Annotated in this window: 9 protein-coding genes; all 9 read left to right on the top strand. The window is 65.9% G+C overall.

Going from position 1 to position 11,406, the window contains the following annotated elements; translation table 11 throughout:
• The first annotated feature begins 205 nt into the window (after positions 1–205).
• The 9 genes from argC (at position 206) to R2770_21120 (ending at position 11,406) form a co-directional block, all read left to right on the top strand.
• Positions 206–1,222, top strand: a complete 1,017-nt coding sequence (gene argC / locus R2770_21160) for an N-acetyl-gamma-glutamyl-phosphate reductase (GenBank protein ID MEZ5282972.1) — start codon at positions 206–208, stop codon at positions 1,220–1,222.
• Positions 1,223–1,320: 98 nt separating this feature from the next.
• A complete protein-coding gene (gene argB, locus R2770_21155) occupies positions 1,321–2,214 on the top strand; it encodes an acetylglutamate kinase (protein ID MEZ5282971.1) in 894 nt (297 codons plus the stop codon).
• A gap of 51 nt (positions 2,215–2,265) precedes the next feature.
• Positions 2,266–3,456 carry an acetylornithine transaminase gene (locus tag R2770_21150; GenBank protein MEZ5282970.1) on the top strand — a complete coding sequence of 397 codons (1,191 nt, stop codon included), beginning with the start codon at positions 2,266–2,268 and terminating at the stop codon, positions 3,454–3,456.
• Complete coding sequence (argF, locus tag R2770_21145) at positions 3,456–4,346, top strand: ornithine carbamoyltransferase (protein MEZ5282969.1); 891 nt, start codon at positions 3,456–3,458, stop codon at positions 4,344–4,346. Before R2770_21150 ends, argF begins: the two co-directional genes overlap by 1 nt.
• A gap of 10 nt (positions 4,347–4,356) precedes the next feature.
• Complete coding sequence (argR, locus tag R2770_21140) at positions 4,357–4,815, top strand: arginine repressor (protein MEZ5282968.1); 459 nt, start codon at positions 4,357–4,359, stop codon at positions 4,813–4,815.
• A gap of 28 nt (positions 4,816–4,843) precedes the next feature.
• Positions 4,844–6,061, top strand: a complete 1,218-nt coding sequence (locus R2770_21135) for an argininosuccinate synthase (GenBank protein MEZ5282967.1) — start codon at positions 4,844–4,846, stop codon at positions 6,059–6,061.
• 6 nt (positions 6,062–6,067) lie between these two features.
• Positions 6,068–7,489: an argininosuccinate lyase gene (gene argH, locus R2770_21130; protein ID MEZ5282966.1), complete on the top strand. Its 1,422-nt coding sequence runs from the start codon at positions 6,068–6,070 to the stop codon at positions 7,487–7,489.
• Between the two features lie 36 nt (positions 7,490–7,525).
• Positions 7,526–8,896 carry an SWIM zinc finger family protein gene (locus R2770_21125; protein ID MEZ5282965.1) on the top strand — a complete coding sequence of 457 codons (1,371 nt, stop codon included), beginning with the start codon at positions 7,526–7,528 and terminating at the stop codon, positions 8,894–8,896.
• Positions 8,893–11,406 carry a DUF6493 family protein gene (locus tag R2770_21120; GenBank protein MEZ5282964.1) on the top strand — a complete coding sequence of 838 codons (2,514 nt, stop codon included), beginning with the start codon at positions 8,893–8,895 and terminating at the stop codon, positions 11,404–11,406. The genes R2770_21125 and R2770_21120 overlap by 4 nt, the downstream gene beginning before the upstream one ends.

Below are 11,406 nucleotides of genomic sequence, written 5' to 3'. Positions count from 1 at the left end.
GAAGTCGATCCATGAATGCGCCAGTCACCGGCTAGCGAGGCGGTGATCTCCGCTGGGTTGAATCGGCCGTGAGGATGCCCGCTTTAGCGCGCAGCGCCCGGCGACGCCTGGCTATGAATAAACTTGCACTCTCGTGAATAGCTGGTACCGTCTGTATCTCTTGTTCGCGCCGGATCGTTGACGGCATTGGGTTGAGGGAATTGGAATGTTGAAAGTAGGCATCGTCGGGGCGTCGGGCTACACGGGCACCGAGCTGCTTCGTCTGTGCGCCACCCATCCCGAGTTCGAGGTGGTGGCCGCCACCGGCGAGTCCATGGCCGGCACCCGGCTGTGCGATCTGTACCCCAACCTGGCTCCCGCCTACGGCGACCTGACCTATCGGGTCTACGACCCGGCCGATTTCGTGGGCCTCGATGTCGTCGTCATGGGGCTTCCGCACGGCACCAGCCAGCCGATAGTCGCCGAGCTGTTGGGCAAGGTCGGTGTCGTCGCGGACATGGGCGCCGACTTTCGCCTGGACGAGCCGGCGCTCTACGACGAGTGGTACGGCGCCCCTCATACCTGTCCCGACCTGTTGCCCGAGATGATCTATGGATTGCCCGAGCTGTTCCGCGAACAGTTGGTCGGCGCCCGTGGCATCGCGGTGCCGGGGTGCAACCCGACGGCCGCCTGTCTGGCGATGGCGCCTTTCACCAAGCAGGGCTTGCTGGATGGCGGGCCGGTGATCGTCGACATCGCGGCCGGCGTGTCTGGTGCCGGCCGGGGTCCGAAGGCCCACACCCAGTTCTGCGCCGTCGACGAGAACTATGAGGCCTACGGCATCCTCACCCACAGGCACACCCCCGAGATGGAGCAGGTGTTGGGAGCGCCGGTGTTGTTCCAGCCTCATCTGGCGCCGATGAACCGGGGCATTCTGGCCACCTGCTACGCACGGCCGGCCGAGGCGATGAGTTCGCAAGACGCTTTGGCGGCGATGGCGGGCTTCTACGCAGACGAACCGTTCATCACCGTCGACGAGCGGTCGCCGTCGACCAAGGCCACGATGGGGTCGAACCAGGTCCACATGACGGCCAGGGTCGATCCGCGCACCGGCACCCTGTTGGCGATTGCTGCCATCGACAACCTCACCAAGGGTTCGGCGGGCGGCGCTATCCAGTCGATCAATATTGCGATGGGGCTGCCCGAGACCATGGGCCTTCCCCAGATCGGATTGTTGCCATGAGCCGCACGGAGCGACCCGAAGGGTCGCCAGAAGGCGAAAAGAGTGCGATGAGCCGCACGGAGCGACCCGAAGGGTCGCCAGAAGGCGAAAAGAGTGCCATGAGCCGCACGGAGCGACCCGAAGGGCCACTCACTCCTGAGTTGACCGCACACCTGCTGACCGAGGTGCTGCCCTACATTCAGCGGTTCCGCGACAAGATCGTTGTCGTCAAATATGGCGGTAACGCGATGATCGACGACGATCTGGCGCGCACTTTCGCCTCCGACATGGTGCTGCTGCGCCAGGTGGGGATACTGCCCGTGGTGGTGCATGGCGGCGGTCCCCAGATCGGCGACATGATGAAACGCCTGGGCAAGGAGACAGTGTTCGAAGACGGCTTGCGCGTCACCGACGCCGAGACGCTCGACATCGCCCGCATGGTGCTGGTCGGCAAGGTCAACCGCGACATCGTCGGTGCCATCAACGTTCACGGCCCCCTGGCCGTGGGCCTTTCGGGCCAGGATGCCGGAATCATCACGGCCTCTGCTCGCGACCCGAGGCTGGGTTTCGTGGGCGACGTCTCGAAGGTCGATCCGACGATCATCCAGCGCCTGCTGGCCGAGGGCCTCATACCGGTCATCTCCACCATCGGTGCCGATACCGCCGGTCAGGCTTACAACATCAACGCAGACACCGTCGCAGGTGCCATCGCCGCGTCTCTAGACGCCGAGAAGGTCATCTACCTGACCGATGTGGCGGGCCTGCTCGCCGACGTCGACGACGCGTCATCGCTGATCAATCGCATCACCAGCGCCGAGCTTCAGAGTCAACTCGACCGGGGCGAGCTCGAGGGCGGGATGATCCCGAAGATTCGTGCGTGCGTCGATGCGGTCGAAGACGGGGTTCGATCCGCTCACCTGCTCGACGGCCGCGTACCTCACGTGGTGTTGATCGAGCTGTTCACCGATTCGGGTATCGGAACCCTGATAACCCGCGAGCCCTACACCAACTGACCCTGCCACCTACAGCACCAACACCTGAGATCGAGTAGCCGAGAGGGCGAAATGACACATGTAGCCGGCGTCGACGACGCACCCGACCACTGTCCGATAATGCCCACCTACGGGCCGCCGAGCGTGATGTTCGTTCGTGGCTCGGGAACCGAGTTGTTCGACCGCGAGGGCAAGCGCTATCTCGATCTGCTGTCGGGCTTGGCGGTCACGTCGCTGGGGCATTCGCACCCGGCGGTGGCCGAGGCGTTGTCCGAGCAGGCCCGCACCCTGTTGCACGTGTCAAACCTGTTCGCCACCGAACCCCAAATCGAGGTCGCCCAGACCATCGACCGCCTTCACGGAGGGGGAGGGCAGGTCTTTTTCTGCAACAGCGGTGCCGAGGCGAACGAGGCCGCCATCAAGCTGGCCAGGCGTCACGGTGGTGTGGGGCGCCACGTGGTGGTTTCGGCCATGCGGTCTTTCCACGGCCGAACCCTTGCGACGTTGCACGCCACCGGCCAGCCCGAAAAGCACGAGGTTTTTCAGCCTCTGCCCGAGGGTTTCAGGCACGTTCCGTTTGGCGACATCGACGAGCTCGAGCGCTCGATCGACGACACGTGCGCGGCGGTGCTTCTCGAACCGGTGCAGGGTGAAGGTGGCGTCAACCCTGCACCTGAGGGTTACCTCGAGGCTGTTCGCGCGCTGTGTGACGAGCGCGGCATGCTGATGATGATCGACGAGGTGCAGACCGGCTTTGGTCGCACCGGCGAGTGGTTCGGCTACCAGCATTACGGTGTGCGCCCCGATGTGGTGTCGATGGCCAAGGCCCTGGGCAACGGCGTGCCCATCGGTGCCATCTGGGCGCCGCGCGAGGTGGCTGCATCGTTCAAGCCCGGAGACCATGCCACCACCTTCGGCGGCCAGCCTCTGGCGACCTCGGCGGCACGGGCCGTGCTGCGGGTGATGGAAGCCATCGACGCCCCCGACACGGCCATGCGCATCGGCGGTGAACTGATGGCCAAGCTCGAAGAGGTCGACGGCGTGTCGGGTGTGCGGGGTCTGGGCTTGCTGCTGGCAGCTCAGCTCGAAGAAGGCATTGCGGCAGGCGAGGTGGTCAAGCTGTGTCTGAACCGTGGCCTGGTGCTCAATGCGGTTACGCCCACGTCTATCCGGTTCGCCCCGCCGTTCACGCTGACGTCCGAGCAGATCGACGAGGCCCTCGCCATCCTGGCCGGCGCCATCGCAGATGTCAGGAACACGTGATGCGGCACTTCCTCGAAATCGACGACCTGAGCCCCACCGAACTCGACGAGGTCCTCGAGCTGTCGACCATGCCCGGAGTGCCCCAGGTGCTTGCCGGCAAGGGCGCGGGGCTGGTGTTCGAAAAGCCGTCGGCGCGCACGCGCAACTCGGCCGAGATGGCCGTTGTGCAGCTGGGCGGCCACCCGATCTACATCCGCGATGAGGAGGTCGGCATCGACAAGCGCGAGTCGGCCGAGGACGTCATCAGGGTGCTGGGGCGTTATCACGCGCTAGTTGCGGCGCGGGTGTTCGACCACGGGGTACTCGAACGCATGGCGGCATGCGACGCGGTGCCCGTGGTCAACCTGTTGTCCGACGTTGCCCACCCGATGCAGGCCCTCGCCGACCTGCTCACGTTGCGCGACGAGTTCGGCTCGCTCGAGGGGCTCACGGTCACCTACGTGGGCGACGCCAACAACGTGTGGCGTTCGTTGGCGCTGGGGTGCGCCATGACCGGCGTCGTGAGCCGCATTGCGTGTCCGGCCGACTATGCGCCCAGCGCTGAGGACCTCGACCGGGTGCGCTCGCTTGGTGGTTCCATCGAGGTGTTCGACAGGCCCGAGGCTGCGGCCGAGGGCGCCGACGCGGTGTACACCGATGTCTGGACGTCGATGGGCCAAGAGGCTGAGTCGGCGGCTCGACTGCGCGCATTCGAGGGCTTCCAGGTGACCCCGTCGTTGCTCGACCTGATGTCGCCGCGGGGCATCTTCATGCACTGCCTACCCGCCCATCGCGGAGAAGAGGTCAGCCACGAGGCCGTCGAATCCGAGCGCAGTCGCGTGTTCCCCCAGGCCGAGAACCGAATGCACTCGGCGCGTGGCCTGTTCGCATGGATCGTCCAGCAGGCCTAGCGGTGCAGCGATGAAGGCCCAACGACAGCACGCGATCGAAAAGATCCTCTCCGACCATCAGGTGACGTCGCAGGGGCAGTTGGTCGACCTGCTCGCCGAAGGTGGCTTCGACGCCACCCAGGCAACGGTGTCGCGCGACCTCGAGGAGCTGGGTGCGGTAAAGGTCCGGGTGCCCGGAGGCGACTCGATCTACGCAGTGCCCGAGATCGCCCACCAGCGCCAGGCGCCCGAGGACCATGTGCGCAGGGTGTTCTCCGACTGGGTGGTCGAGATCGCCGACAACGACCCCGTCGTGGTGCTGCGAACGCCGCCCGGGTCTGCCCATGTGGTGGCCTCTGCCCTAGACCGGTCGGGGCGCGCCGACATCATCGGTACGGTGGCCGGTGACGACACCATCCTGGTGGTTGTCGCAGCTGGCATCGAGGCCGCCGTGGTGGCGGCAGAATTCAAGGATCTCGCCGGGCTCTGATCGCCCCGGCCCTCATCAGGAGCAACAAATGTCCAACTCAGTCGAGCGTGTGGTTCTGGCCTATTCGGGCGGTCTCGACACCTCGGTGATCCTCCAGTGGCTTCGAGACAACTACGAATGCGACATCGTGACGTTCACCGCCGACCTCGGCCAGGGCGAGGAACTCGAGCCGGCCCGGGCCAAGGCACTGAAGATGGGCGTGCCCGCCGAACAGATCTTCATCGAAGACCTGCGCGAAGAGTTCGTCCGCGACTTCGTCTTCCCGATGTTTCGGGCCAACGCCATCTACGAGGGTGAGTACCTGCTTGGCACCTCCATCGCCCGCCCGCTGATCGCCAAGCGTCTGGTCGAGATTGCGGCCGAGACCGGCGCCGATGCCATCAGTCACGGAGCCACCGGCAAGGGCAACGACCAGGTGCGCTTCGAGCTGAACGCGTATGCGCTCAACCCCGACATCCGGGTCATTGCGCCCTGGCGCGAATGGGACCTGGGTGGCCGCGAGACCCTGTTGGCCTATGCCGCCGAGCGCGACATCCCCATCGACAAGACACGCGGCAACAAGTCGCCGTTCTCGACCGACGCGAACCTGCTCCACATCTCCTATGAGGGTGGCCCGCTGGAAGATCCTTGGACCGAACCTCCCGCCGAGATGTGGCGCTGGACCACCAGCCCCGAGGAGGCCCCCAACGAGGGCACCTATCTGGAGCTGACCTACCGCAAGGGCGACATCGTGGCCATCGACGGCAAGGAGATGTCGCCCGCGCAGGTTCTGGCCGAGCTGAACCGCATCGGCGGCGCCAACGGCGTTGGTCGCACCGACATCGTCGAGAACCGCTTCGTCGGTATCAAGAGCAGGGGAGCCTACGAAACCCCCGGCGGCATGATCATGCTGAAGGCCCACCGGGCCATCGAGTCGATCACCCTCGACCGCGATGCAGCTCACCTCAAGGACGAGATGATGCCCAAGTACGCGGAGCTGATCTACAACGGCTTCTGGTTCGCCCCCGAGCGCTACATGCTGCAGGCCGCCATCGACCTCAGCCAGGCCCATGTCAACGGCGATGTCAGGGTCAAGCTGTACAAGGGCAACATCACCATCGCTGGTCGTCGCAGCGACGACAGCCTCTTCGACGAGGCCATCGCCACCTTCGAGGAAGACCAGGGTGCCTACAACCAGGCCGACGCCGAAGGCTTCATCAAGCTCAACGCCCTCCGCCTGCGCAACCTGGCTCGCAAGCGGAGCTGAGTCGCTGTGAGCGCAGACACTTCAGGCGCCCAGCCACAGCAGGGTCAGACCCTCTGGCACGGGCGGTTCGCCGGCGGTCCGGCCGAGGCGTTGCAGGCCCTCAACGACTCGTTGCCCTTCGACCGGCGGATGTATCGCGAAGACATCGAAGGGTCTCGGGCTCACGTGCGCATGTTGTGCGACGTCGGGTTGTTCACCATCGGTGAACGCGACAGCGTCTTGGCGGCCCTCGACCAGGTTCAGGCCGAAATCGAGTCGGGAACGATGGTGTTCGTCGCATCGGACGAAGACATCCACACCGCGGTCGAAAGGCGGGTCACCGAAATAGCGCCGGCCGGGGCCAAGATGCACACCGGCCGTAGCCGAAACGACCAGGTGGCCACCGATGTCAGGCTGATCACCCGCCGCGAGATCACCGAGGTCGCAGAACTGGTTCTGGGGTTCCAGCAAACCCTGCTGGCCCGCGCCGACGAGGCCATCGAGAACGGCTGGTATCTGCCCGGCTACACCCACCTGCAGCGAGCGCAGCCGGTGATGTTGGGCCACCACTTCCTGGCCCACGGTTGGGCCTTGGCCAGAGACGTCGACCGCCTGCTCGATGCCCGGCGCCGCACCGACGTTTCGGTGCTTGGCGCCGGAGCCCTCGCCGGCTCGTCGCTGCCGCTCGACCCGCAGCTGTCGGCCGACTACCTGGGCTTTTCGGCCGTGTTCGACAACAGCCTCGACGCCGTGGCCGACAGAGATTTCGTGGCCGACACCCTGTATGCCCTGACGATGCTGGGTGTGCACCTCAGCCGCATCGGCGAAGAGTTGATCCTTTGGGCGACCGACGAGTTCGGTTTCGTCACACTCGACGACGGGTTCTCGACGGGTTCGTCGATGATGCCCCAGAAGAAGAACCCCGACATCGCAGAGCTGGCCCGGGGCAAGGCGGGTCGACTCGTGGGCCACCTGACCGGGTTGCTGACGACGATGAAGGGTCTTCCCCTTACCTACAACAAGGACATGCAGGAGGACAAGGAGCCGCTGTTCGACGCCCTCGACACGGTCCGACTGACCCTGCTGGCTCTCGACGGCATGATCTCGACATTGACCATCAGGGGCGACCGCATGGCTGCGGCAGCTGACTCGCCCTATTCGGCTGCCACCGACCTGGCAGAACACCTGGTGGTCAACGGAATGGCCTTCCGCGATGCCCACGCCGTTGTCGGCGAGCTGGTTCGCCGGGCCCTCGGCGGCGAAGGGTCGCTGGCCGAGTTGGTGGCCGCATCACCGCACCTCGGCGAGGAAGCGGCCCTGATCCTCGAGCCTGGCGCAGCGGTCAAGCGCCGCACCACCAGGGGCGGGGGAGGGCCCGCCGCGGTGGCCGAGCAACGCAAGCGTTTTGGGAAGCGCCTGGCAGCCGACTGGGAGAGGGTCCGTAGCTAGGCAGGTGCTATGCCGCACCGGCGGTGGGAGGCATCGGTGGCCAACACGATCACCTATCAGTACGAATCGCCATCGAAGCTCTTCCCTGGAACGACACCACAGCTCGGGCTGAGCACGTTCACGCCTCCCGAGCAGCTGACGGGTCGATCGCCTTGCTTCGTCGAGGCGTTCGTAGTGAGGCCCGACGTAGTGGCCGCCGCCCTACTAGCCGTCGCTACAGTTGCCGGCTCGCGCTACTTCGAACCGTGGAACTCGATCGCCAAGCGCATCCGCGACTCCGATCCCGTGGTGACGTTCGATGGCGAATGCCTCAGATTCGAGTCGTTCTCGGCGTGCTCGGGCGTTCACGCTCGCCTCGACATTGCGTCCGACGGCCTCGACATCGATCACGCCTCGACAGGCACCACCAACGTCGACGTGAATCCGCCCCTTAGAGCCGCACTGTCATCGCTCGCGGCGTCGGACCCGCTGCGCCTGCGGGTCGGGTCAGATCGGCTCGAGGTCGACACCATGGGGGGAACGCTGGTCGAGAAGCAGGTGCCGCTTCCAACGCGTTGGGTCAGGGGCTTCGGCGAGACTCAGGTCGTCCAGCGTCGCTCGAAGCAGCGCCTCGACGTCGGAGCCGCAGCGTTCAGGAAGCTGATTCAAACGATGCCGACCAAGTCCCGCGGGAGCCTTCACGTAGAACAGGCGGGTTCGGGCCTGCGGCTGGGTCTGCGCCCGGGTCCGCGATCGGTGACCCTGATCGGCCCTGATCGCCTGGCTGCGTTCAAGCCCCTGCTGCGTTTCGCCGAACGGCTGGTCGTTTGGTCAACCGAGACCGAACCGGGCATGCCGACGGCGAGCGTATGGGAGCTGACCCTGCCCTCGGCTCGCCTGACCCTTTCGGTGAGCCCTGAGCCGGCACGGGGATTCTCAGGGGAGGGGGGCCTGCTCGAGGCGCTGAGCGCGCAAGACGTCGACGCTGCCGAGATGGTCGAGTTGGCGCTCGGCTTGCGGCCGGTGGCGTCAGTCGAAGACATCGCTGCAGGCCTCGGATTCGACGCGGCCTCGGCTGCGAGGTCTGTCGACATGTTGGCTGCTGCGGGCAGGGTCGGCTTCGACCCGGGCCTCGGTGGCAGCTTCCATCGCCTGCTGCCGTTCGGTGGCGTGATCGACGAGTTGAACCCCAGGCTGTTGTCAAGCAGAGCCTTGCTCGACGCCGGGGCAGTGAGCTTCGACGGCCCCGACATGAGCAGATGCAAGGTGCTCAGCGGAGATCACCACCACGTCGTCCAGCTAGCGGGTCAAGGGGCGGAGGGGTCGACCTGCACCTGCGCCTGGTACGCCCGCTATCTCGGCAGCAGAGGGCCATGCAAGCACGTGCTTGCGGCCGTGGCGCACCGCCGCGAGGTGATGGGCCGATGACCGAAACCGCCGAGCTGATGGCGCAGCTCGATAGGCACGTCCAGGCGCTCGACAGCGCTGGAGTGGCGGCGTGGTGCCGTGAGGTGGGGCCCAAGCAGCTGCGTTCGATGCGCACCACGATCGCCGCGTTCGCCGAGAAGCAGTATCGCCACTACGACCGCAACGAGAGCTGGTTGGACGCCAAACGCCGCGCCGGTGCAGCCGCTCTTGCGGTCCTGGCCAGCGCCAGCACTGTGAACAAGGCCGCCGCTGGTATCGACTACTCGGCGGTGAGTATCGATCTGACTGCAGCCGTCGATCTGATGGCCGAGCTCCGGCCGAGTTGGCTGGACGGCCTGGCAGAGCGGCTGCTGAAGAACCGCTCGGCGACGCACTGGAACCTCGGTCACGCGCTCCAGGCTGCGGGTCTCACCACAAAGCCATCAGGCCGTGAGTACCTGGTGCAGATGGCGTCCAGCCTATTTCCGGTCGCCCGGAAGCTTCGGGAGCACCCCGAGCTGATCGACGACATGTGGAGGCTTTTTGACGACCCTTCGATCGGCATCGGCGGCCCGTGGGTCGGTTGGGCGGCAATGCTCGACCTCGAAGAGCGGCTCGGAGAACCGGGGCCGGAGGAGTCTGGCTGGGTCCCGGCGCTGCTTGTCTTGTCAGCGGAGGGCACAGTCAGCCGCGACCGACTGATCGACTCGGCGCTTCGGGCCCTGCAGATCGAGATCGACCGCGCCGATCCGCGGTCATATCTGGAGTTGTTGAAGCAGCTCGGCCCGACGCATGCCGAGAAGGCTGCCAGGGCCGAGACCTACTCGTCGCTTCAACGATCGACCAAGCCAGCGGTCGTCAAATACGGCCTGAGCGTCGTCAAGGAGTTGCTGGCTTCCGACTCGGTGCGTCCCGACATCGTTCTCGAGCACGCAGACGGTCCGTTCTTCCTTGGCTCCAAGTCGCTGGCGAACCCGCAGATCGCTCTGTTGAAGCGAATCGGCAGGGCACCCGAGTGGCGAGACGCTGCCGCCTTGTCGTTGGGTGCGGCGCTCGGGCACACCAGTGCGGACGTGCAGGCACGCGCCATCGATCTGGTTGCAGCCTGGTGGTCGGATCTATCGGCCGAGACGCAGCAGGCGCTCAACACCGCGGCCCGGGCCCTGGCCCCGTCGCTGATGGGGGCGTGGGCCGTCGCAACTGGTGCCGAGATGGCGGCCTCAGGGCTTACGGGCGCCTGGACGCCTCCTCCCCGAGAGCGGATGCCAGCGGCATTGGACGAGGATCAACTCGTGCTTGGGCTCGCATCGGCGATGGAGGGGACGGCCGCCCCGATCCTGTTCGATCGGGTGATCGAGGGCGTCCTGCGAGTCGCCTCGATGTCTCTCGGCGCGCGGCGCGAGCTGTTCGCTCCTGTTGCGTCTCGAGCTGCGACCAATGAGTGGCCCAAAGGGCAGCCAGAGAGATTCGCCGCCGTCGCATCGCTGATGCTCGCCGGTGTTGATCCCCAGCAGTGGACCATCAGCTCAAGGACCATTGGCGGCGCCGTGCTCCGCGAGGTCTTGCAGAGTGTGGCCGCGGGCGAGTCGCGTCCTTATCTGGCCATGCCGCAGCACGTCGGCGGTCGGATCGACCCTGCCGAGGCAAGGAAGCGCCTGGCCGAGGCCCCAGGCTCGGCTCCCGCAAGTCGGCGGCTGTGTGCCCTCCGGTCGGACGCAGATCACCAGTACCTCCGAGTGGAGGCGTCCTGGGAGCCGTCGCCGGTGCCGGACCCGTGTCGCCGGTATCGCTGTCACGCTGTGGTGCACTTCGCGGAAAGCCCTCTTGCCCTACCTCCCGGTCACCGTTTCGACTGGTTGGCGCCCGGGCTCAGAACAGAATTCGACGTCGTGGGCACCGAAGAGGATCTGAGGATCCTGAGCTACGTTGCTCCTGAGAGCTACAACTACAGCGATCTCGAGGCTCGCTGGCAGTTGACGCTCGTTCCCCACCACCTGGATCTCCTGGCTATCGCCGGGGCCTCGAACCTGGCCGAGGGCATCGACAAAGAGCCGTCTCCGTACACCAGTAGCGGTTTGCGGGATGTTCTCGAAGCCCTGGTCTCAACCGACCAGCCGGCGGGTCCGCTGGCCCCGTTCGTGGTTGGTATGGGTCTGGGTGCCAAGGCCGCGGTGGTCAGTACCGCCGCCGTCGATGCAGCGATCGCGCTGTGCTCGACAGAGCGTTCGACGGTCGACGCCATCGTGTCGGAGGTCGGTCGGCTCGTCGACGCGAAGATCGTGAAGCCGGTACGCCTTGCGAAGTCGCTGGCTGCGATGGTGCAGTTCGATCCAGCGCTGGCCCGTGACCTGAGCATTGCAATCCTCGAGCGAATTGGAGCTGCACGCGACGCGGCTGCGGTCGCGTCAGTCGCATGCGACGCGGCGGCCCTAGCGGGGGTGGCCCCTCTGCCGGCAGGACTTCGCGAGATCGCGTCCGCCGTGGGGTCGTCGCGGCTCCAACGCGAGCTTCGGCGTTTCCGCACGATTTGA

This window comes from Acidimicrobiales bacterium, from assembly GCA_041394185.1.
Taxonomy (GTDB): Bacteria; Actinomycetota; Acidimicrobiia; order Acidimicrobiales; family Poriferisodalaceae; genus JAAETH01.
Note: the sequence above shows the minus strand (reverse complement) of the source record. Positions and strands in the feature narration are given on the sequence as shown.